We start from the raw sequence: 21,253 nt of genomic DNA, 5'->3' as shown, positions 1-21,253 counted from the left end.
ACCAGACCGGCGCGCCGGCTCGGCGGCATCGATCTGTTGCGCCAGGCCATGCGGATGACGGCGCGTGACTGGCGCGCGGGCGAATTGACGATGTTGCTGCTCGCGCTCGTGCTGGCGGTCGCGGCGTTGTCGAGCGTCGGGTTTCTGGGCGACCGGCTGCATCAGGGGCTCGAGCGCGATGCGCGGCGCATGATCGCCGCCGACTTCATCGTGCGCGCCGATCATCCAGTCGATCCGCAATTCGCGGCCGAGGCGCACGCCTTGGGCCTGCGCACCGCCACCACGGCGATCTTTCCCAGCATGATCAACTCGACCGGCGCGCAGCCGGCGTCGCGGCTCGCCGCTGTCAAGGCGGTGTCGCCGGGCTATCCGTTGCGCGGCGCGCTGCGCATCGCGGCGGCGCCGGGTGCGGCCGATCATCCGGCGACGTCGATTCCGGCGCCGGGCACCGTGTGGGTCGACCAGGAATTGCTCGACGCGCTGAAGCTGAAGGTCGGCGATGCGGTGAAGGTCGGCAATCGCAGCTTCACGGTCGGCGCGCTGATCACGCGCGAGCTCGATCGTGGCTTCTCGTTCGTCAACTTTTCGCCGCGCCTGATGCTGCGCGCCGACGAAGTGCAGTCGACCGGCCTGATCACGTACGGCAGCCGGGTCACGTACCGGTTGCTGGTCGCCGGCTCCGACGACGCGGTCGCGCGCTTCGCGCAGTTTGCGCACGAGCACGTCGACGCCGGCAAGATGCGCGGCGTCGCGCTCGAGTCTCTGCAGGACGGCCAGCCGCAGGTGCGTCAGACGCTCGATCGCGCGGGCCATTTCCTGACGCTCGTGTCGCTGTTGACCGCGCTGCTCGCAGCGGTCGCGATCGCGATGGCCGCGCACCGCTTCATGCGCCGGCATCTCGACGGCTGCGCGGCGATGCGCTGTCTCGGCGCGAGCCAGGCCGCGCTACGGGCGCTGTTCACGCTCGAATTCGTCGGGCTCGGCCTGCTCGGCGGGGTGCTCGGCGTGGCGCTCGGTTATCTGGGGCATCTCGCGCTGCTGACGTGGCTCGGCGGCCTGATCGACGTGGTGCTGCCGCAGCCGACGCTGTGGCCCGCGTTCGAAGGCATTGCCGCCGGCCTCGTGCTGCTGCTCGGCTTCGCGCTGCCGCCGCTGTTGCCGCTCACGCGCGTACCACCGGTGCGCGTGCTACGGCGTGAATGGGGCGAGGAGGGGCGCACCGCGTGGGCCGCCTATGCGTTCGGCATCGTGCTGTTCGCGGGGTTGCTGATTCTCGCCGCCGGCGAATTGAAGCTCGGCGGCATCGTCGCGGGTGGATTCGCGGGCGGCTTGCTGGTGTTCGCAGGCATCGCGCGGCTCGCGCTGTGGGGCGCGGCGCGCGTGGTGCGCAGCGAGCGCGTCAATGCGGGCATCGGCTGGCGCTATGCGCTCGCGTCGCTGGAGCGGCGCAGCAGCACCAGTGCGCTGCAAGTCACCGCGCTCGGCATCGGCCTGATGTGCCTGTTGCTGATCGCGATGACGCGCAACGACCTCGTGCAGGGCTGGCGCAAATCGACGCCGCCCGATGCGCCCAACGAGTTCATCATCGACATCCAGCCTGATCAGCGCGACGCGGTCACGCAGTATCTGGACGCGCACGGCATCGCTGGCGTGGAGTTGTCGCCCATGGTGCGCGGGCGGCTCGTCGCGATCAACGGCAAGGCAGTCAACCCGGACTCGTTCAAGGGCGCGGACGCCAGGCGTCTGGTGGACCGCGAGTTCAACCTGTCGTACACGACGCAACTGCCCGACGACAACCGGATCGCCGCGGGCAGCTGGTTCGGCGATACGACGAAGCCGCAGATTTCGATCGAGCAGGGTCTCGCGAAGCTGATCAACGTGAAGCCCGGCGACGTACTGCGCTTCGACGTGACGGGACTGACCATCGAGGCGCCGGTGACGAGCGTGCGCAAGCTCGACTGGGGGTCGTTCAAGGTCAATTTCTTCGTACTGATGCCGCCCGTCTCGTTGCAGGACTTCCCGGCGACATTCATCACGAGCTTCCATCTGCCCGCGGATAAGCAGTCGACGATCGACGGCCTGATCGCCGCGTATCCCAATCTGACCGCGATCGACACCGGCCCGATCCTCGCGCAGGTGCAGCGCGTGTTGCAGCAGGTGATCGGCGCGGTGCAGTTCCTGTTCGCGTTCACGCTCGCGGCCGGCGTGCTGGTGCTGTACGCGGCGCTCGCCGGTACGCGCGACGAGCGTATGCGAGAATCCGCGCTGCTGCGTGCGCTGGGCGCATCGCATCGTCAGGTGCGGGCGGTGCAGGTGGCCGAGTTCGTCGCGGTCGGTGCGCTAGCCGGCCTGATGGCGGCGGTCGGCGCGCAGGTCATCGGCTCGCTGCTGGCCACGCACGTGTTCGAGTTCTATCTGGACTTCGATCCGTGGCTGCTGCCGGCGGGCATTGGCGCGGGTATCGCTTGTGCTGGTGTCGGCGGGTGGCTGAGTCTGCGGCATGTGTTGGCGCGGCCCGCGCTGCAATCGCTGCGCGACGCGTGAGCTTTCTTTGTGATGTTTATTTGCTGTTGAGCAGGGTATGAGCGATTTGAACGACGAAGTGTCCTCGGACAAGCCGACGGCCTTCGAACTGGTGGGCGGCGAGGCGCGCGTGCGCGAACTGGTCGACCGGTTTTACGACCTGATGGATCTCGAGGCGGATTTCGCCGGGATTCGCGCGCTGCATCCGGCATCGCTCGAGGGTTCGCGCGACAAGCTGTTCTGGTTTTTGTGCGGCTGGCTCGGCGGTCCCGATCATTACATCAGCCGCTTTGGCCATCCACGTTTGCGCGCGCGGCATCTGCCGTTTGCGATCGCGTCGAGCGAGCGCGACCAGTGGTTGAGGTGTATGGCGTGGGCGATGGAGGACATCGGCTTGCCGGAGCCGCTGCGCGAGCGGCTGCTCGGCTCGTTCTTCGAAACCGCCGACTGGATGCGCAACCGCAATGGCTGATACGCCGCCGCACGCCGCCTCGGCACCGTACTCGGTCGAAGCCGACTATGCGGCGCTCGAGCCGCGCGCACGGGAGATACTCGACTGCTGGTTCGGCGCGCCGGGCACGCCGGAGCACGGCACCGAGCGCAAGCTCTGGTTCAAGCGCAATGACGCCGTGGATGCGATGCTGCGCGAGCGTTTCGGCAACCTGATCGATGCGGCCAACGCGGGCGAGCTCGACGCATGGCAGGCCACGCCGTTGGGCGCGTTGGCGCTCGTGATCGTGCTGGACCAGTTTTCCCGCAACTGCCATCGTGGGACGCCGCGCGCGTTCGCGACCGACAGCAAGGCGCTGCAAACCGCGCAACGAATGATCGCGAGCGGCGCAGATCGGCTGTTGCCAGGCGTGCAGCATCGGGCGTTCGCGTATCTGCCGTTCGAGCACGCTGAATCGCTCGCGAGCCAGCAGGAATCGCTGCGCCTCTTCAAACAGCTGGCGCAGGAGCCGGGCGGTGACGGCTACTATCAGCACGCGCTGCGCCACGCGAAAGTGATCGAGCGGTTTGGCCGCTTTCCGCATCGCAACGTGTTGCTCGGACGTGAATCGAGCGACGAGGAGATCGCGTTTCTGCGCGAGCCCGGTTCGAGGTTCTGAATCAGCGCGGACGCGCACGCGAAGCACTCGGCCGGCGCGACGTGTTGCGCGGCTTTACTCGTCGCCGCGTAGCTTGCCCGCCACCGGCGTGCGCACGAACACGCGCAAGAGCTCATCCGAATCACCCGGCCGCGCGCCGGACCAGAACAGCCGCCATTCGCCGGCCGGCGGCCGCGCGTTATCGCGGTGGCTTTCCTCGATCAGCCACGTGCAGGCGGTCGTGCGCGGATCTTCGCTCGGCTGATGCACGATGCCCGTGTAGTAGAAGAGCATCGGCGCTTCGGATTCGCCGAGGCCGGAGCTCGCCATGCAGTCGCCGTCGTTCCATTCGATATCCATCTTCGCGCCGAGGTCGCGGAACACCGAGCGGTAGCTTTTCGCGTAGTCGAGCCAAGGCAGCAGCAGCGTGCTGACGAGCCCCCAGACGAGCATCGCGCCCGCGCACCAGCTCAGCGCGCCGCGCCATTTGCCCGCGTACTTGAACGACGGCAGCAGCCACAGCCAGCCGATCGTCAGCACGAGTGCACCGATGATCAGCGCGGGCGAAATCGGCAGCACCCAGTCGAGCGGCAGCCAGCGGCCGAGCAGATGCAGCGACGCATGGTTGCTCGCCGGGTTCGTCATGGTGGACCAGACGATCCAGACGAGTGCGGCCGCGCTGCCGAACAGCACGCGGCTCGCCATATCCCAGCCGGTATGCAGGCGCGCCGGCAAGCGTTCGACGCCCTGCATCGCGACCAGCGCGAGCGGTGCGATGAACGGCAGAATGTAGAGTTCGCGGACCGTCGCCGAAGTTTGCAGCACCGCGAAACCGATGCCGGCGAACAGCATCGGCAACGCCACGCGCGGATCGCGCCAGCGCCGCCATGCGCCACCCGCGAGCGCGGTCAGCGCGAGCGGCACGACCGGAAAGCCGACGCTCAGCACGGTGCGCAGCACGAACAGGTGACTCTCGTTTTCGGAGCCGAGCTCGGCGACTGAAAAACCGAAGAAGCGCCCGACGTTGTTATCCCACAGCCACACCTTGAAGAGTGCCTCGGAGCGCAGGTAGAAGCAGATTGGCCAGATCAGCGCGAAGGGCGCGCAGACGAGCGCGGCGAGGCTCAGCGCGCCCGCGAAGCCGCGGCTGCGGCAAGCCGGATAGAGCAACAGCGCAGCACAGGTGGTGGCGCCGAACACGAGCGGCACGAATAGCCCCTTGGCGAGCAGCGACACGCCGACGCCTGCGCCGAACATCGTCGCGCCGCTGAGGATCGCGTGACGCCGCGCGCGGGCATCGAGCGGTTTGATCTGCCGGGCGGCCTGAGCATCCATCGGGAAATAAGAGGCCGCGCGCGGGTCGTCACGCAGATGCACCAGCACGAGTTCGAATAGTCCGCAAAAGCCGAGCGCGGCGCCGGCCATCAGCGCGACGTCGGTCATCATGTCGTGCACGTGCTTGACGACGACGAGCGTGCCGCCGAACAGCGCGAGCGTGCCGATCACGCGCAGGTCGAACCAGCTCGACGCAGCGACCGCGCGACGCGCGACGCGCGCGGTGTAGTACACCGTCAGGCCCGCGAACAGCGCGCTCGCGAGCCGTGCCGCATCGTGCAGCGGCAAATAGCGGCCGAACATCCACGCGAGGCCGGTGGCGACCCAGTCGTAGATCGGCGGCTTTTCGACGAAGGGCTGGCCGGCATTGGTCGGCACGACGAGGTCGCCGGTATCGAGCATGTGCTGCACGATGCCGAATGTGTAGGTTTCGTCCTGCTTCCATGGCTCGTGGCCGAGAATGCCGGGGACGAGCCACGCGCACAGGATCGCCAGCGCGACGAACCACAGCAGCGGACGAATCGCCGCGAGCGCGCGCCAACGCTGCAGGCCGCGCGCGGCGCGGTCGGCGGAAACGGCTGAGTCCGATGTCTGCGCTGTGTCGACGCTATGGATCGCGAGCGCCGAAGCCGCGGTGTCTCCAATTGCGGGCTGGGCCTGCGCGCCGGCGAACGGGTGCGCGGTGCTGGCGCTAAGCGCGGCCTCTTGCGCACGGCCTGCTGGAGCGGCCGAGGTCACGGCCGTCGCGCTGGCATTGTGCGCGCGCCAGCGCGTGGACTGCTTGTCTTGCATGGAAGTCTCTGGTCAGCGTACGCGTCGGCGTTGGCCTCGTACTTATGTTTTGCTTACGTCGCCTGCGAATGCATTCGATCCGACCGATTGTAGCGCCGCATTATTACGGAAGATTACAGGTGCAGAAAGGCGCGCATTCGATGCGCGGCTATGTCGGTTTCACGACAAATCGACGGGGATTCGTGGAACGAGAGAGGGAGCGCGGAAAAAGGCGCGGCCGTAGCGGACCGCGCTATGCGTTCGAGGCTTGTGTGTCCCGTTGAACGCGACGTTCGCTCAGCGGCCGCCGGCGACGTCGAACAGCGCGCCCGTCACGTACGACGACGCGTCGCTGAGCAGCCATACGATGGCCTCGGCGACTTCGTCGGCCCGGCCGGGGCGGCCGAGCGGTGTCGTCGCGCCCAGTTGTGCGGCGCGTTCGGGCTTGCCGCCGCTCGCATGGATCTCGGTGTCGATCAGACCCGGACGCACCGCGTTCACGCGCACGCCCTGCGGGCCGAGTTCTTTTGCGAGGCCGATCGTCATCGTGTCGATTGCGCCTTTCGACCCAGCGTAGTCGACGTATTCGTTCGGCGAACCGAGCCGCGCCGCCGCCGACGAAACGTTGACGATCGCGCCGCCCGCGCCGCCGCGCTGAGTCGACATGCGCCGCGCCGCTTCGCGCGCGCACAGATAGGCGCCGAGGACGTTGACGTCGAACACGCGTTTCAGACGCGCGAAGTCCATATCGGCGAGCTGGCTCGACGGCGCGACGATGCCGGCGTTGTTGACGAGCGCGTCGATGCGGCCGAAGGATTGCTGCAGCATATCGAACATGCGAATCACGTCGGCTTCGTTCGCGACATCGCCGGCGATCGGGAGCGCGCGGCCGCCCGCGTGTTCGACCTCGGCGACCGTCTGCTGCGCGGCGGCGAGGTCACGCACGTAGTTCACGCCGACATACCAGCCGCGCGCGCCTAGCAGCCGCGCGGTGGCTCGGCCAATGCCGCGGCTGCCGCCGGTGATCAGAACAGCTTTCGTCATCGCAACCTCGTCGTTGGGGTGATGCGTGTGCGGCGTGCCGCGGATTCAGATCGCGTCGCTTTGGACCGCCGTCCATTTGTCGCGAGCGGGCGGCGCGTAACGTTGCAGCTTGCCGATCAACGCGAGCGGATCGGCGTCGATCTGCAGCATGTCGAGATAGGTCTTACGCAGGAAGCCTTCGTCGACTGTGTGCTCAAGCAGGCGGATCAGCGGTTCGTAGAAGCCGCCCGTGTTCAGCAGCGCGACCGGCTTGCCGTGATAGCCGAGCTGCGCCCACGTAAAGACCTCGAACAGCTCCTCGAGTGTGCCCGCGCCGCCCGGCATCGCGACGAACGCATCGGACAGCTCGGCCATCATCTTCTTGCGATGATGCATGTCGGGCACCACGTGCAGCTCGGTCAGGCCGTTATGACCCACTTCCTTGCTGACGAGCAGCTCGGGAATCACGCCGATCGCGCGGCCGCCTTCGGCCATCACGGTGTCGGCGATCACGCCCATCAGTCCCACTTTGCCGCCGCCAAAGACGAGCGCGAGATCGGCCTCGACGAGGGCGCGGCCGAACGCGCGCGCCGCCTGCGCATACAGCGGTTTGGCTCCCATAGAAGAGCCGCAATAGACACACACCGACTTCATACTCAACTTTCCTTCGATTCGTTGCGAGGCGCGGCGCCTTCACGCGGCGGCAGGTAGTCGTAGAACTCGCGCTTGGGCAGGATGCCCGATACGAGGTCGTCGAACAGCTGCCGCGAGCGGCCGCGCAGGTAGGGCGCCATCAGCGAGACGATCTGCACGCTGACCTGATGCAGTTCCTCGCGGATCGCTTCCTGCTCGTTGTATTTGCGCGGATTCATCACGAACTGATATGACAGCCAGTACGTGCCGATCACGCCGACGTTGGTCGCAATCACCTGCATTTCCTGCGGCGTCGCGACCATTTCGCCATCGGCGACGAGCTGCTCGCAGAACTGGCTCGCGAAGCGCACCTTGTGGCTGATGATCTGCTTGAAGTGCGTCTCGAGCGTGCGATTGCGCGCGAGCAGGTCGTTCAGGTCGCGGTACAGGAAGCGGTAGCGCCACGTGAAATCGACCATGTACTGCAGATACGACCACATTTCGTCGATGGTCGCGCGATGGTCGTCGGGGAAACGCAGACGCTTCTCCATCTCCTGCTCGAACTGGCTGAAGATGCTGTTGATGATGTCGTCTTTGTTGCGGAAGTGGTAGTACAGGTTGCCTGGGCTGATTTCCATTTCCTCGGCGATCGTCGTCGTCGTGACGTTCGGCTCGCCGATTTCGTTGAACAGCTTCAACGACAGTTCGAGAATCCGTTCGCGCGTGCGGCGGGGAGGTTTGGCTTCCATGTCGTCCGGCCCTCGTTATGCCGGGCTGGGCGCATGGCGGCGTGCCGCCGCTGCGTGTTCCACCCGGATGCGGTTGGTATATTGAGCTCTCCCGAACCCGCCGGCACGCGGCGGGCCCCCCGAAAGGGCAGGATGAGGCGATGCGCGGATACGTTTGCGCGAGCGCCTTTCCTGTGAGACCGTTAAACGATTATAAACCGAGCGTTCTAATACCCAACCGCCTGCGCGGATATTCAACCTGTCGGACATGGGCAACCGCGCGCTGCAACCCCGCGTCGAGACTCAAAGCCACGCGCGAACCCAGCCGACGACCAGCGGCCCGACGATCACCCCCCACGTCATCATACACATGCCGAGCGCGACCATCACGGCCGCGCTGCCGAGATCCTTCGCGCGCCGCGACAGCTCGTGACGTTCGAGCGAGATCCGGTCGATGGCTGCTTCGACGCTCGAATTGAGCAACTCGACGATCAGCACGAGCAGCACCGAGCCGAGCAGCAGCACACGCGACACGGGATCGACGGGCACCACGAGGCCGCACGGAATCAGGATCGCGGCCAGCGTGAGTTCCTGACGAAACGCGCTTTCCTCGCGAATCGCGACGCGAAAGCCGGCCAGCGAGTTTTTCATCGCGTGCCATGCGCGCGTGAGGCCGCGGTTGCCCTTGTACGGGTTGAAGGGCAGCGGGGCGAGCGGGTCGTCGGGACTGAGCGGTTCGTTGGGGACGTCGTGGCTCGAGTCGCGAGTTGTGTCGTGGCCGGCGTCATGCTGCACGCCGCCCGAGACGCTGGGGCCGCCGTTCAGGGACCTCGCGCCGTTCACCCGATGCACGGTGTCCGCATGCCCGCTCACACCCGGCTCGCGGACATCATCGAACGGTTCGATGCTCGCGGTGTCGCGGCTGGACTCGACGGCGCGCAGTGCGCCGTTCGACGCGCCTTCGGCGCTGGATCGACTGCTTCGCATGGATAGCTCCGCGCGCCGCATCACGCAGCGGCGCTTTCCTCACGATACGCCGTGCCGCGCAGTGGCTTCAAATGCGCGGCGAATTGTGCGGACGCCGCTGCCCACGAAAAGCGCTCGGCCCACGCGCGCGCATGCGATCGCTCGATCTTCAGTGCCTCGAGACAGGCCTCGCGCAGATCCTCGTGCATTGCACCGGCGCCGCCGTCGCCTAGCACGTCGATCGGGCCGGTGACCGGATACGCGGCCACCGGCGTGCCGCATGCGAGCGCTTCGAGCAGCACGAGCCCGAACGTGTCGGTGCGGCTCGGAAACACGAAGACGTCGGCGGCCGCGTAGACCTTCGCGAGTTCGGCCTGCGACAGCACGCCCAGATAGTTCACCTGCGGGTAGCGCGACTTCAGCTCGGCGAGCGCCGGACCTTCGCCCGCGACCCACTTCGAGCCGGGCAGATCGAGCTGCAAGAATGCCTCGACGTTCTTCTCGACCGCCACGCGTCCCACGTACAGGAAGATCGGCCGCGCGGTGTTGAGCACCTTCGAGTCCATCGGACGGAAGATCTCGAGATCGACGCCGCGCGTCCACAGCACGACGTTGGTGAAGCCGAACTTTTCGAGGTCCTGCTTGACGACGGGCGTCGGCGCCATCACCGCGAGCGACGGCTTGTGGAACCAGTGCAGAAACTTGTAGGTCGCCGCGAGCGGGATGCGAAAGCGCGCCTGCACGTACTCGGGAAAGCGCGTGTGATACGCGGTCGTAAACGGCAGCTTGTGCTCCAGCGCATACGCGCGCGCGGCCATGCCGAGCGGACCTTCGGTCGCGATGTGCAACGCATCGGGCGCGAAACGGTCGATGCGCTCGCGCAGCCGGCGGCGCGGCAGCAGCGACAGGCGTATCTCCGGATAAGTCGGGCACGGGATGGTGCGGAATTCGAGCGGTGTCAGCAGATCGACCTGGTGGCCGAGCGCGGCCAGTTCGCGCCGGGTGTTCTTCAGCGTGCGCACGACGCCGTTGACCTGCGGCTCCCATGCGTCGGTGACGATCATGATCTTCATCGCGTTGTTCATCGCTGCGGGCCCTGTGGAAGTGGACAGTGGAAGTGCTCAGGCGGTGGCGCGGGCTTTTTGCGCACGCGCCTGGGGCGCGCGCAGCGCGGTCCAGAAGATCACCTTGAGTTCGCCTTCATAGGTCTCGACGAGCGCCGACAGACTCTCGACCCAATCGCCATCGTTGCAATAGAGCACGCCGTCGATCTCGCGCATCTCGGCCTTGTGGATGTGCCCGCAGACCACACCGTCACAGCCGCGGCGACGCGCTTCGTCGGTCATCACGGTTTCGAACGACGAGATGAAGTTGACCGCGTTCTTGACCTGATGCTTCAGGTATTGCGACAGTGACCAGTACGGGAAGCCGAGCTTGCTGCGAATGCGGTTGAACCAGCGGTTCAGCACGAGGATCATCGTGTACAGCGTGTCGCCGAGATAGGCGAGCCACTTCGCATGCTGGATCACGCCGTCGAACAGATCGCCGTGCACGATCCACAGCCGCTTGCCGGCGAGCGTCGTGTGGAACGCTTCGCCGCGCACGTGGATGTCGCCGAACGCGAGGTCGCAGAACTGGCGCGCGGCTTCGTCGTGATTGCCGGGCACGTAGATGACCTGGGTGCCTTTGCGCGCCTTGCGCAGCACTTTCTGCACGACGTCGTTGTGGGCCTGCGGCCAGTACCAGCCTTTCTTCAACTGCCAGCCGTCGATGATGTCGCCGACGAGGTACAGGTACTCCGATTCGTTGTGGCGCAGGAAGTCGAGCAGATAACCCGCCTGGCAGCCGCTCGAGCCGAGATGGATATCCGAGAGCCAGATCGTGCGATAGCGATGTGGATCGTCGTGGCCGTCATCGGGATGATCGGCGTGGGCGTCGAGCGATGGCGTCGCCGGCAGCGGCAAGCCGTGATGAGTAGAACCCGGGGCGGGCCGGAACGCGACGGGGTCGACGCTCGGTCCGGTTTGACGAAACAGGGAAGTCGCGGACGTATTGGGGTCCATGGCTCACGCGTCGAGTGGCGGTGCCCGTATTGGGCCAGGCGCGAGTGACTCTGCCGTGACAGTCACGAGAAGTTCTTATTACGGAGCAGCCTTGGCGGGGCCTGTTTTTTCGTTGTTCTGGCTTTTTTGGCCTTTCCTTGCTTTGTCTATTAGCGTTGCGCCTGTGCAACGCCAATAGACCGACAAGTCAGCAAGGAAAGGCCAAAAAAGCCAGAACAACGAAAAAAAAGCCTAACCCCGCCAAAGGCGGCAACGCATTCAGCACGCGCGCTAGCGCACAACCTGGACCACCCGCGTCCCCGCGAGCCGATCATGCAAAAACTGCCGCTGCGAATCAAACCGCCCACTCGCGGCCCAAACCACGAACCAGACGCCCGCAACGACAAGCGTCTGCGGCACCCGCAACCCAAGAAGCGGATGTACCGCCAACGGCGGCAAAAACCACAACCAGGCGAGCAAGTACCGCCCAATCGCCCGTCCAATGGAAATCGGCTCGCCATCAGCGCCGACAACCCGTAACCGCCAGGTTTTCATCGGCAGCGTCTGGCCGCCATGCGTCCAGAACCAGACGAAATACACGCCAACCACGAGGCCAATCCAGCCGGCGAGCAGGTTGTGATGCGCGAGCCCGTTCCGCTGCTGCGTCAGCGTGCTGAACAGATAGCCGGCGAGAAACACCACGCCGAACAGAATGACCGCTTCGTAGAGCAGCGCCGCCAGCCGTCGCCGGACGGTGGGCGCCGTGCCGCCGGGCGCGGCGGCGGGCAGGGTGGGAGTGACGAGCGGCTGGGACACGTAATGGGCTCGAGTCGGGAATCAGGAGCCGTGGAAAATCGCCGGCGCTTCGGCCGGCGACACCGGCACGGGCGTCGCCGGCACGAAGCTGCCCGCCGCCGGAATCGCGGGGGTAGCCGGCAGCGAGGCCGCGGCCGGTGCGGAGGCGGCCGGCGCGGCGCTCGCCGCCGCGGCAGCGCTGGCGGCCGCGCCGTGCTCGCGCGCGTTCACGAACCGGTCGATGCCCTTGATCTCATTGCGAGCCGACGGCGGCGCGCTCACGACGCTGGGGCGGCGCTTGCGCTCACTGGCGGCGAGCCGCTCCTTCGTTTCCTCGGGCAGTTGTTGGTACGCCTTCCATGCATTCTGGCGCGCTTCGCGCGGCAATTCCTTCGAAACTTGGTAGTTCTCGCGCGCGACGCGGCGCTGATCGGGCGTCATGCGCACCCATTCGCTCATGCGCTCATGCAGACGCTTTTGCGCATCCGGCGACATCTTTGCGTATCGCGACGCGATCTTGATCCACTTTCGCTTGCGTTCGTCGCTGAACGAATCCCACTGCGATGCGAAGGGCGCGAGCGCGATATGCTCAGCGGCGCTTAGACGCGACCACGCGAGCGGGCTGTTGCTGCCGGGCAGGCCAGGCAAGTCGACGGAAAGTGCGGGGGCGGGCGCGGACGCGGCGACGTTGACGTCAGGCGACGGATGGCCCGCCGGGGACGGGCTCGGATGAAAACGCGGATAGGTCGCGACGAAGGACACCAGAGCCGCGATTGCGCATCCGAAAACAACGGCCAGGCCGCGCTTGTAACTCACCCGAGGAATCTCCCGCTCAGTGTGCGCGTGAAAGATACGCGTTGAAGCCGTGGTCGAGATAGGCATTGAGCGGCAGGTCGTCGCTAAGCATGGCGGCATCGATATCGGCGAGTTCGGCGGTGCGCTGCTGGTCTTCCCAGTACGCGATGCCGATCAGGCTCACCACCAGCGCGGCGAGCGGCCACGCGAGCGCGAAGCGGCGCAGCGACCAGCGGCGGCGCGGCTCGAAGCCTCCCTGCGGCAGCCCCGCCGGCATGGCGGCGAACGCAGGCACGAACACCGGCGCGCTGACGGCTTCAGGCTTTTTGCGCGCCAACGCGGCGCGACGTGCGGCGGCGAGCCGGTCGACGGTGGCGGGCGGGAGGCTGGCGGTGTTTTCGTCGAGCGCGCGGCGCAGTTGACGCGCGAACTCGAGTTCTGTGTTTTCGAGGGAGCTCATAGCGTGATTCCTTTCGCCTTGAGCGCTTGCGCAAGCGTGTGGGTGGCCCGGGAGCAGTGCGTTTTCACACTGCCTTCGGAGCAGCCCATTGCGGCGGCAGTCTCGGCGACATCCATATCTTCCCAATAACGCATGAGAAACGCCTCCCGTTGACGTGCCGGTAATTTCTGGATCTCGTCGTCGATCAACTGCAGGACCTGCTCGCGCTCGAGCTTCTGTTCGTTGCTCTCGGCGCCAGTCGAACCCGCCTCCGCCTCGAAGGTTTCCAGTGGATCGAATTCGTCGTCATCGGCGTTGCCGAGCGACGAGAACAGACTAACCCAGGTGTTGCGTACTTTGGCACGACGGAAGTAGTCGTGTGTCGCATTCTGCAGAATACGCTGAAACAGCAGTGGCAGCTCTGCCGCCGGGCGGTCGCCGTATTTCTCGGCGAGCTTGATCATCGCGTCCTGCACGATGTCGAGGGACGCATCGTCGTCCCGCACGGCGTAGACCGTCTGCTTGAACGCGCGCCTTTCGACGCCCGCCAGAAAATCGGCGAGTTCCTTGTCTGATGCCATCCGTGTGGGGTCGGCGCAGCAAGCGTGCGCGTAATCGGTCGAAAAATGTCGTAAAACCCGCGGATGCTAACAAACTTTTGCTCAGATTGGGGTGAAACCTGCTGAACCTTGCATTTGCATGACAGTCGACATTCCGCCCGATCGCGCGCTCCCGCGCGTGTACTAATGGCAATATTTTCTTGACCGCGAGCGCGCCAACAGCTATCGTCGCTGGTTCGCAACATAAGTGAGTTGTCTCAATTGAGGTGTGGCCCAAGAAGCCCGCCTGTCAACTGGACGCGCCGCTTGAACCCGAGCCACAAGCCCGGCAGAGAGCACCCGATCAATTTTTTGCCGAAAATTCGAAAGGTGAATCAATGAATATGCCCAGCGCGGAATTCTCCACGTCGGATACGACCCCCCCTCACGAAGCAGACTCTATCGGCGCCACCGTGCTCATGAAGGCACTGGCCGACGAAGACGTCGAATTCATCTGGGGCTATCCCGGCGGCTCGGTACTCTACATTTACGACGAGCTGTACAAGCAGGACAAGTTCCAGCACGTGCTGGTGCGCCACGAGCAGGCTGCCGTGCACGCTGCCGACGCCTACGCCCGCTCCACCGGCAAGGTCGGCGTGTGTCTCGTGACCTCCGGCCCCGGCGTCACCAATGCGGTGACCGGCATCGCCACCGCCTATATGGATTCGATCCCAATGGTCGTGATCAGCGGCCAGGTGCCGACTGCCGCGATCGGTCAGGATGCATTCCAGGAATGTGACACGGTCGGCATCACGCGTCCCTGCGTGAAGCACAACTTCCTCGTGAAGGACGTGCGCGACCTCGCGGCCACCGTCAAGAAAGCCTTCTACATCGCCCGTACCGGCCGTCCCGGCCCGGTGCTGATCGACATTCCGAAGGACGTGTCGAAGGCGCCGTGCCAGTACGAGCCGATCAAGAGCGTGTCGCTGCGCTCATACAACCCCGTCACGAAGGGCCACTCCGGTCAGATCCGCAAGGCGGTGTCGCTGCTGCTGTCGGCGAAGCGCCCCTATATCTACACCGGCGGCGGCATCGTGCTCGCGGACGCGTCGCGTGAGCTGAACCAGTTTGCCGATCTGCTCGGCTATCCGGTCACCAATACGCTGATGGGCCTGGGCGGCTACCGCTCGAGCGACAAGAAATTCCTCGGCATGCTCGGCATGCACGGTACGTACGAAGCCAACATGGCAATGCAGCACTGCGACGTGCTGATCGCCATCGGCGCGCGCTTCGACGACCGCGTGATCGGTGACCCGAACCACTTCGCGTCGCGGCCGCGCAAGATCATTCATATCGACATCGATCCTTCTTCCATTTCGAAGCGCGTCAAGGTCGACATTCCGATCGTCGGCGACGTGAAGGAAGTGCTGAAGGAACTGATCGAGCAGTTGCAGACGGCCGAGCATGGCCCCGACACCGCGGCGCTCGCCGAGTGGTGGAAGGACATCGAAGGCTGGCGCGCGAAAGACTGCCTGAAGTTCGACCGCAAGAGCGACATCATCAAGCCGCAGTACGTGGTCGAAAAGGCGTGGGAACTGACCGACGGCAACGCGTTCGTGTGCTCCGACGTCGGCCAGCATCAGATGTGGGCCGCGCAGTTCTACAAGTTCAACAAGCCGCGTCGCTGGATCAACTCCGGTGGCCTCGGCACGATGGGCTTCGGCTTGCCGGCCGCGATGGGCGTGAAGATGGCCCATCCGGACGACGACGTGCTGTGCATCACGGGCGAAGGCTCGATCCAGATGTGCATCCAGGAGCTGTCGACCTGCAAGCAGTACGACCTGCCGATCAAGATTATTTCGCTGAACAACCGCTATCTGGGCATGGTGCGCCAGTGGCAGCAGATCGAATACAGCAAGCGCTATTCGCATTCGTACATGGATGCGCTGCCGGACTTCGTGAAGCTCGCCGAAGCGTACGGTCACGTGGGCATGCGCATCGAGCGCACCGCCGATGTCGAACCGGCGCTGAAGGAAGCGCTGCGCCTGAAGGATCGCACGGTGTTTCTCGACTTCCAGACCGACCCGACCGAAAACGTCTGGCCGATGGTTCAGGCCGGCAAGGGCATCACCGAGATGCTCATGGGTTCGGAAGATCTTTAACGACGGGGCGTTTGGTTGAATCCAGCGCCGGCTTCGTGATGCGCGCCTTCACAAAGGGCGAGAGCAGACGAGGCGGCGCCGCTCCGCTCGCAGACATCGACACATCATCTGGAAGAAGCGAAACATGAGACACATCATTTCAGTCCTGCTGGAAAACGAACCGGGCGCGCTGTCGCGCGTGGTGGGTCTGTTCTCGGCACGCGGCTACAACATTGAAACCTTGACGGTGGCTCCGACCGAAGATCGTTCGCTGTCGCGCATGACCATCGTCTCCGTTGGCTCCGACGACGTGATCGAACAGATCACGAAGCATCTGAACCGCCTGATCGAGGTGGTGAAAGTGGTCGACCTTACCGAGGGCGCCCACATCGAACGCGAGTTGATGCTGATCAAGGTGAGGGCGGTCGGCAAGGAACGTGAGGAGATGAAGCGGATGTCGGACATTTTCCGCGGCCGCATCATCGACGTCACCGAAAAGACCTACACGATCGAACTGACGGGGGCGAGCGACAAGCTCGACGCCTTCATCGAGGGGCTCGACTCCACGGCGATTCTCGAGACGGTCCGCACGGGCAGCTCGGGCATCGGTCGCGGCGAGCGCATTCTGAAGGTCTGACGTCCCGATCGAAAGGCCGGGCAACGCGGCATCGCCCGGCTGTAATAACAACATTCGCAGTACCTGAATTTCTCTGAATCATCGAATCTAGCCAAGGAACCGACATGAAAGTTTTCTACGACAAGGACGCCGATCTCTCCCTCATCAAGGGTAAGCAGGTCACCATCATCGGCTATGGCTCGCAAGGCCATGCGCACGCGCTGAACCTGAAGGAAAGCGGCGTGAACATCACGGTCGGTCTGCGTAAGGGCGGCGCATCGTGGAGCAAGGCTGAAAACGCCGGCCTGCAAGTCAAGGAAGTCGCAGAAGCGGTGAAGGGCGCGGACGTCGTGATGATGCTGCTGCCGGACGAGCAGATCGCCGACGTGTACGCGAAGGAAGTCCACGCAAACATCAAGCAGGGCGCAGCGCTCGCGTTCGCGCACGGCTTCAACGTTCATTACGGCCAGGTGATCGCGCGTGCTGACCTCGACGTGATCATGATCGCGCCGAAGGCCCCGGGCCATACGGTTCGCGGCACCTACTCGCAAGGTGGCGGCGTGCCGCACCTGATCGCGGTTGCGCAAGACAAGTCGGGCGCGGCGCGCGACATCGCTTTGTCGTACGCAGCGGCTAACGGCGGCGGCCGTGCCGGCATCATCGAAACGAACTTCCGCGAAGAAACCGAAACCGACTTGTTCGGCGAGCAGGCCGTGCTTTGCGGCGGTACCGTCGACCTGATCAAGGCTGGCTTCGAAACGCTGGTCGAAGCGGGTTACGCGCCGGAAATGGCGTACTTCGAGTGCCTGCACGAACTGAAGCTGATCGTCGACCTGATCTACGAAGGCGGCATCGCGAACATGAACTACTCGATCTCGAACAACGCCGAGTACGGCGAGTACGTGACGGGTCCGCGCATCGTGACCGCCGAAACGAAGAAGGCGATGAAGGCCGTGCTGACCGACATCCAGACCGGCGAATACGCGAAGAGCTTCATCATCGAGAACAAGGCTGGCGCACCGACGCTGCAATCGCGTCGCCGTCTGACGGCCGAGCACCAGATCGAGCAGGTTGGCTCGAAGCTGCGCGCGATGATGCCGTGGATCGCGAAGAACAAGCTCGTCGACCAGTCGAAGAACTAAGCGTCTCGACGCAACCAGGTCCGGCGCGGCGCTTCGGCGCGGCGGCCGGACCAGTCAAAAAGCCGTCCAAGGGTGCTGAACCCTGGGCGGCTTTTGCTATCCTACGGTTTTACAAAAACACAGAAGCCATCCATGAATTACCCTCATCCGATCATCGCGCGAGAAGGCTGGCCGTTCATCGCCATCGCGGCCGTCGTTGCACTACTGGTTCACGCCTTCGCGGGGTTCGGCTTTGCGTGGCTCTTCTGGCTGATCCTGATCTTCGTCGTGCAGTTCTTCCGCGACCCGGCGCGTCCGATTCCGACGCAGGCCAACGCGGTGCTGTGTCCCGCCGACGGTCGCATCGTCGCGGTAGAAACCGCCCATGATCCTTATGCGAATCGTGAAGCGCTCAAGATCAGCGTCTTCATGAACGTGTTCAACGTGCACTCGCAGCGCTCGCCGGTCGACGGCGCGATCTCGAAGGTCGAATACTTTCCTGGCGCGTATCTGAACGCCGCGGTCGACAAAGCCTCGCTCGAAAACGAGCGCAACGCGGTCGTGATCGAAATGGCCGGCGGCCAGACGGTCACCTCGGTGCAGATCGCCGGGTTGATCGCACGGCGCATTCTTTGCTACGTCCGTGCCGGCGAGCCGCTGACCCGCGGCCAACGTTACGGATTCATCCGCTTCGGTTCGCGCGTCGACGTGTATCTGCCGGTGGGCAGCCGTCCGCGCGTATCGATCGGCGAGAAGGTGTCGGCGTCGTCCACGATCCTCGCCGAGCTGTAAAGCGGCATACAGGAGGTTGTCCGAATGGCCGCATTCAAACCGCGTCGACCTCGCAGCAGCGGACCGCTGCCGCGTCCGTTTCGCCGCAACAAGCCGGTGGTCACGGAGTCGCCGGCCGCCGACAGCCGGCGCGCGCAGCGTCAGCAGTTCCTCAGAAAACGCGGCATCTACCTGCTGCCGAACGCGTTCACCACGGCCGCGCTGTTCTGCGGTTTCTTCGCCGTCGTGCAGGCGATGAACGTGCGCTTCGAGATCGCGGCGATCGCGATCTTCGTCGCGATGGTGCTCGATGGCATGGACGGCCGCGTCGCGCGCATGACGCATACGCAAAGCGCGTTCGGCGAGCAGTTCGACAGCCTGTCGGACATGGTGTCGTTCGGTGTTGCGCCCGCGCTCGTGATGTACGAGTGGATACTGAAAGACCTCGGCCGGTGGGGCTGGCTCGCGGCGTTCGTCTATTGCTCGGGCGCGGCGCTGCGGCTCGCGCGCTTCAATACGAACATCGGCGTGGTCGACAAGCGTTTTTTCCAGGGCATGCCGAGCCCGGCCGCGGCGGCGCTGATCGCCGGTTTCGTGTGGCTCGCCACCGACAACCGCGTGCCGCTGAAGCTCGTCTGGCTGCCGTGGGTCGCCTTCGTGCTGACCATCTATGCGGGCGTGACGATGGTGTCGAACGCACCGTTCTACAGCGGCAAGGCGCTCGACGTGCGGCATCGCGTGCCGTTCGGCGTGATCCTGCTGGTCGTGGTCGCGTTCGTGCTCGTGTCGTCCGATCCGCCGCTGATGCTGTTCGGTCTGTTCGTGCTGTACGGTCTGTCCGGCTACGTGTTCTGGGCCTATCAGGCGATACGCGGCCGGGCCAATCCGGCGCGTTCGATGTCGCACGACCGGTGACGAATTGAGCTTCGCTGCATCGCAGCGACATACGAAAAACGGCAGCCCACGCGCTGCCGTTTTTCATTGGCTGATGCTGTTACGAGCCCGCTTCGGAGCGCGGGGCAGGCCGCGCCGGAGCGCATTGCGTGGTGGCTGGAATGCCGCTATAGTCGTCGGATCAGTGCGTTGACGTGGCCGATTTTGCCGAGTCGGCGAGATCGTTCGCTGCGCCGCGCCATCATGCATGGTTCTCGCCCTTATGCGTCTTTGCGTTCCGTCCGCGCCGGCCGCGATCATCGCGATCGCCTTACCTTGCCAGCGGCCGCACCCATCGTCCTATTCCAAAACCAGGTCACACATCTGAACGACTCCCGAGGAGGCCCGACATGTCCGACAAACTGATCATTTTCGACACCACGCTGCGTGACGGCGAGCAATCGCCCGGCGCGTCGATGACGAAGGAAGAGAAGATCCGCATCGCCAAGCAACTCGAACGGATGAAAGTCGACGTGATCGAAGCGGGCTTCGCGGCCAGCTCGAACGGCGACTTCGACGCGATCCATACGATCGCCGGCCTGGTGAAGGACAGCACGATCTGCTCGCTTGCGCGCGCGAACGACAAGGACATTCAGAAGGCCGCAGACGCACTGAAGCCGGCCGATCATTTCCGCATCCACACGTTCATCGCGACGTCGCCGCTGCACATGGAAAAGAAGCTGCGCATGACGCCCGAGCAGGTATTCGAGCAGGCCAAGCTCGCGGTGCGTTTCGCGCGCAAGTTTACCGACGACGTCGAATTCTCGCCGGAAGACGGCAGCCGCTCGGATATGGACTTTCTGTGCCGCGTGCTCGAAGCGGTGATCGCCGAAGGCGCGACCACGATCAACATCGCGGACACGGTCGGCTACGGTGTGCCGGAGCTCTATGGCCAACTCGTGAAGACGCTGCGCGAGCGCATTCCGAACTCGCACAAGGCGGTGTTCTCCGTGCATTGCCACAACGACCTCGGCATGGCGGTCGCGAATTCGCTCGCCGGCGTGCAGATCGGCGGCGCGCGCCAGGTCGAATGCACGATCAACGGTCTCGGCGAGCGCGCGGGCAACACGTCGCTCGAAGAAATCGTGATGGCGGTGAAGACCCGCAAGGATTACTTCGGACTCGACGTCGGTCTCGATACGACTCAAATCGTGCCGGCCTCGAAGCTCGTGTCGCAGATCACCGGCTTCGTCGTGCAGCCGAACAAGGCCGTGGTCGGCGCGAACGCATTCGCGCATGCGTCGGGCATCCATCAGGACGGCGTGCTGAAGGCCCGCGACACCTACGAAATCATGCGTGCGGAAGACGTGGGTTGGACCGCGAACAAGATCGTGCTCGGCAAGCTGTCGGGCCGCAATGCGTTCAAACAGCGTCTGCAGGAGCTCGGCATCGCGCTCGACAGCGAAGCCGAACTGAACACCGCGTTCGCGCGCTTCAAGGAACTTGCGGATCGCAAGGCGGAGATTTTCGACGAAGACATCATCGCGATCGTCAACGAGGAATCGGCCGAAGCGCACGAGAAGGAGCACTACAAATTCCTGTCGATGTCGCAGCATTCGGAAACCGGTGAGCAGCCGCACGCGAAGGTCGTATTCTCGGTAGAGGGTAAAGAGTTCACCGGCGAAGCGCGCGGCAATGGCCCGGTCGACGCCACGCTCAACGCGATCGAAACGGAAGTGGGCAGCGGCTCCGAGCTGCTGCTGTACTCGGTCAACGCGATCACGACCGGCACCCAGGCGCAGGGCGAAGTGACCGTTCGGTTGTCGAAGAGCGGACGCATCGTCAACGGCACCGGCACCGATCCGGATATCGTCGCGGCGTCCGCGAAGGCATATTTCTCGGCGCTCAACAAACTCTATTCGAATGCGGACAAATTGAATCCGCAGCGCTCGGAGTAACGCGAACATTGCGCGCCGGTGGCGCGCAATGTCGACTGTGAATCGATGAGAAGCCCCGCGATGCCTGGGACGCGGGGCTTTTTTTCGCGGTCATCG

20 protein-coding genes are annotated in these 21,253 nt (G+C 64.7%); 9 read left to right on the top strand and 11 right to left on the bottom strand.

Annotated elements, in window-relative coordinates; all coding sequences use genetic code 11:
• Positions 1–54 precede the first annotated feature (54 nt).
• Genes ACLFKU_RS22550 through ACLFKU_RS22540 form a run of 3 tightly spaced genes read left to right on the top strand, consistent with a single transcriptional unit; the run spans position 55 to position 3,632 of the window.
• Positions 55–2,544, top strand: coding sequence for an ABC transporter permease (locus ACLFKU_RS22550; RefSeq protein WP_410850589.1), 2,490 nt, complete (start codon positions 55–57; stop codon positions 2,542–2,544).
• Positions 2,545–2,581: 37 nt separating this feature from the next.
• The gene (locus tag ACLFKU_RS22545) at positions 2,582–2,995 is read left to right on the top strand and encodes a group II truncated hemoglobin (RefSeq protein ID WP_176109145.1); all 414 of its coding nucleotides are present in this window, start codon (positions 2,582–2,584) and stop codon (positions 2,993–2,995) included.
• Positions 2,988–3,632 carry a DUF924 family protein gene (locus ACLFKU_RS22540; RefSeq protein WP_368586188.1) on the top strand — a complete coding sequence of 215 codons (645 nt, stop codon included), beginning with the start codon at positions 2,988–2,990 and terminating at the stop codon, positions 3,630–3,632. Before ACLFKU_RS22545 ends, ACLFKU_RS22540 begins: the two co-directional genes overlap by 8 nt.
• Positions 3,633–3,686: 54 nt before the next feature.
• Here ACLFKU_RS22540 and ACLFKU_RS22535 read toward each other — a convergent pair whose 3' ends face one another.
• From ACLFKU_RS22535 to ACLFKU_RS22485, 11 genes are all read right to left on the bottom strand, one after another.
• Complete coding sequence (locus tag ACLFKU_RS22535; RefSeq protein ID WP_410850535.1) at positions 3,687–5,738, bottom strand: ArnT family glycosyltransferase; 2,052 nt, start codon at positions 5,736–5,738, stop codon at positions 3,687–3,689.
• Positions 5,739–6,014: 276 nt separating this feature from the next.
• A complete protein-coding gene (locus ACLFKU_RS22530) occupies positions 6,015–6,761 on the bottom strand; it encodes an SDR family oxidoreductase (protein WP_368586186.1) in 747 nt (248 codons plus the stop codon).
• Between the two features lie 45 nt (positions 6,762–6,806).
• Entirely contained in the window at positions 6,807–7,394 is a 588-nt protein-coding gene (locus ACLFKU_RS22525; protein WP_368586185.1) for a TIGR00730 family Rossman fold protein, read from the bottom strand.
• A 2-nt stretch (positions 7,395–7,396) separates the two neighbouring features.
• The gene (locus tag ACLFKU_RS22520; protein WP_368586184.1) at positions 7,397–8,122 is read right to left on the bottom strand and encodes a TetR/AcrR family transcriptional regulator; all 726 of its coding nucleotides are present in this window, start codon (positions 8,120–8,122) and stop codon (positions 7,397–7,399) included.
• 282 nt (positions 8,123–8,404) lie between these two features.
• Entirely contained in the window at positions 8,405–9,088 is a 684-nt protein-coding gene (locus ACLFKU_RS22515; RefSeq protein ID WP_410850534.1) for a diacylglycerol kinase, read from the bottom strand.
• A 20-nt stretch (positions 9,089–9,108) separates the two neighbouring features.
• Complete coding sequence (locus tag ACLFKU_RS22510) at positions 9,109–10,140, bottom strand: glycosyltransferase family 4 protein (protein ID WP_368586234.1); 1,032 nt, start codon at positions 10,138–10,140, stop codon at positions 9,109–9,111.
• A gap of 48 nt (positions 10,141–10,188) precedes the next feature.
• Positions 10,189–11,130: a UDP-2,3-diacylglucosamine diphosphatase gene (locus tag ACLFKU_RS22505; RefSeq protein ID WP_152850709.1), complete on the bottom strand. Its 942-nt coding sequence runs from the start codon at positions 11,128–11,130 to the stop codon at positions 10,189–10,191.
• A 270-nt stretch (positions 11,131–11,400) separates the two neighbouring features.
• Entirely contained in the window at positions 11,401–11,925 is a 525-nt protein-coding gene (locus tag ACLFKU_RS22500; protein WP_410850533.1) for an RDD family protein, read from the bottom strand.
• Between the two features lie 21 nt (positions 11,926–11,946).
• On the bottom strand, positions 11,947–12,720 hold the full coding sequence (locus ACLFKU_RS22495) for a DUF3106 domain-containing protein (protein ID WP_410850532.1): 774 nt from the start codon (positions 12,718–12,720) through the stop codon (positions 11,947–11,949).
• A 16-nt stretch (positions 12,721–12,736) separates the two neighbouring features.
• On the bottom strand, positions 12,737–13,159 hold the full coding sequence (locus ACLFKU_RS22490; protein WP_410850531.1) for a DUF3619 family protein: 423 nt from the start codon (positions 13,157–13,159) through the stop codon (positions 12,737–12,739).
• The gene (locus ACLFKU_RS22485) at positions 13,156–13,719 is read right to left on the bottom strand and encodes an RNA polymerase sigma factor (protein WP_368586178.1); all 564 of its coding nucleotides are present in this window, start codon (positions 13,717–13,719) and stop codon (positions 13,156–13,158) included. Before ACLFKU_RS22485 ends, ACLFKU_RS22490 begins: the two co-directional genes overlap by 4 nt.
• A 356-nt stretch (positions 13,720–14,075) precedes the next feature.
• Between ACLFKU_RS22485 and ACLFKU_RS22480 the strand changes: the two genes are divergently transcribed.
• The 6 genes from ACLFKU_RS22480 (at position 14,076) to ACLFKU_RS22455 (ending at position 21,157) form a co-directional block, all read left to right on the top strand.
• Positions 14,076–15,839: an acetolactate synthase 3 catalytic subunit gene (locus tag ACLFKU_RS22480; RefSeq protein WP_368586177.1), complete on the top strand. Its 1,764-nt coding sequence runs from the start codon at positions 14,076–14,078 to the stop codon at positions 15,837–15,839.
• Between the two features lie 124 nt (positions 15,840–15,963).
• Positions 15,964–16,455, top strand: coding sequence for an acetolactate synthase small subunit (gene ilvN / locus ACLFKU_RS22475; RefSeq protein WP_008920618.1), 492 nt, complete (start codon positions 15,964–15,966; stop codon positions 16,453–16,455).
• A 104-nt stretch (positions 16,456–16,559) separates the two neighbouring features.
• Complete coding sequence (gene ilvC, locus ACLFKU_RS22470; protein ID WP_410850530.1) at positions 16,560–17,576, top strand: ketol-acid reductoisomerase; 1,017 nt, start codon at positions 16,560–16,562, stop codon at positions 17,574–17,576.
• Positions 17,577–17,708: 132 nt separating this feature from the next.
• The gene (locus ACLFKU_RS22465) at positions 17,709–18,347 is read left to right on the top strand and encodes a phosphatidylserine decarboxylase (RefSeq protein WP_115102455.1); all 639 of its coding nucleotides are present in this window, start codon (positions 17,709–17,711) and stop codon (positions 18,345–18,347) included.
• Between the two features lie 24 nt (positions 18,348–18,371).
• Positions 18,372–19,241: a CDP-diacylglycerol--serine O-phosphatidyltransferase gene (gene pssA / locus ACLFKU_RS22460; RefSeq protein WP_013088925.1), complete on the top strand. Its 870-nt coding sequence runs from the start codon at positions 18,372–18,374 to the stop codon at positions 19,239–19,241.
• Between the two features lie 368 nt (positions 19,242–19,609).
• Entirely contained in the window at positions 19,610–21,157 is a 1,548-nt protein-coding gene (locus ACLFKU_RS22455) for a 2-isopropylmalate synthase (protein WP_368586176.1), read from the top strand.
• The last annotated feature ends 96 nt before the right edge of the window (positions 21,158–21,253 follow it).

The organism is Paraburkholderia sp. EG304, from assembly GCF_046543485.1.
Lineage (GTDB): Bacteria > Pseudomonadota > Gammaproteobacteria > Burkholderiales > Burkholderiaceae > Paraburkholderia > Paraburkholderia youngii.
Note: the sequence above shows the minus strand (reverse complement) of the source record. Positions and strands in the feature narration are given on the sequence as shown.

Bases quoted from the DNA above. Each gene is read 5' to 3' on its own strand.
- ACLFKU_RS22505 (WP_152850709.1), bottom strand. From the start codon at position 11,130: ATGGACCCCAATACGTCCGCGACTTCCCTGTTTCGTCAAACCGGACCG.
- ACLFKU_RS22480 (WP_368586177.1), top strand. From the start codon at position 14,076: ATGAATATGCCCAGCGCGGAATTCTCCACGTCGGATACGACCCCCCCT.
- ACLFKU_RS22490 (WP_410850531.1), bottom strand. From the start codon at position 13,159: ATGAGCTCCCTCGAAAACACAGAACTCGAGTTCGCGCGTCAACTGCGC.
- ACLFKU_RS22550 (WP_410850589.1), top strand. From the start codon at position 55: ATGACGGCGCGTGACTGGCGCGCGGGCGAATTGACGATGTTGCTGCTC.
- ilvN (WP_008920618.1), top strand. From the start codon at position 15,964: ATGAGACACATCATTTCAGTCCTGCTGGAAAACGAACCGGGCGCGCTG.
- pssA (WP_013088925.1), top strand. From the start codon at position 18,372: ATGGCCGCATTCAAACCGCGTCGACCTCGCAGCAGCGGACCGCTGCCG.
- ACLFKU_RS22540 (WP_368586188.1), top strand. From the start codon at position 2,988: ATGGCTGATACGCCGCCGCACGCCGCCTCGGCACCGTACTCGGTCGAA.
- ACLFKU_RS22545 (WP_176109145.1), top strand. From the start codon at position 2,582: ATGAGCGATTTGAACGACGAAGTGTCCTCGGACAAGCCGACGGCCTTC.
- ACLFKU_RS22455 (WP_368586176.1), top strand. From the start codon at position 19,610: ATGTCCGACAAACTGATCATTTTCGACACCACGCTGCGTGACGGCGAG.
- ACLFKU_RS22515 (WP_410850534.1), bottom strand. From the start codon at position 9,088: ATGCGAAGCAGTCGATCCAGCGCCGAAGGCGCGTCGAACGGCGCACTG.
- ACLFKU_RS22465 (WP_115102455.1), top strand. From the start codon at position 17,709: ATGAATTACCCTCATCCGATCATCGCGCGAGAAGGCTGGCCGTTCATC.
- ACLFKU_RS22525 (WP_368586185.1), bottom strand. From the start codon at position 7,394: ATGAAGTCGGTGTGTGTCTATTGCGGCTCTTCTATGGGAGCCAAACCG.
- ilvC (WP_410850530.1), top strand. From the start codon at position 16,560: ATGAAAGTTTTCTACGACAAGGACGCCGATCTCTCCCTCATCAAGGGT.
- ACLFKU_RS22485 (WP_368586178.1), bottom strand. From the start codon at position 13,719: ATGGCATCAGACAAGGAACTCGCCGATTTTCTGGCGGGCGTCGAAAGG.
- ACLFKU_RS22520 (WP_368586184.1), bottom strand. From the start codon at position 8,122: ATGGAAGCCAAACCTCCCCGCCGCACGCGCGAACGGATTCTCGAACTG.
- ACLFKU_RS22510 (WP_368586234.1), bottom strand. From the start codon at position 10,140: ATGAAGATCATGATCGTCACCGACGCATGGGAGCCGCAGGTCAACGGC.
- ACLFKU_RS22535 (WP_410850535.1), bottom strand. From the start codon at position 5,738: ATGCAAGACAAGCAGTCCACGCGCTGGCGCGCGCACAATGCCAGCGCG.
- ACLFKU_RS22530 (WP_368586186.1), bottom strand. From the start codon at position 6,761: ATGACGAAAGCTGTTCTGATCACCGGCGGCAGCCGCGGCATTGGCCGA.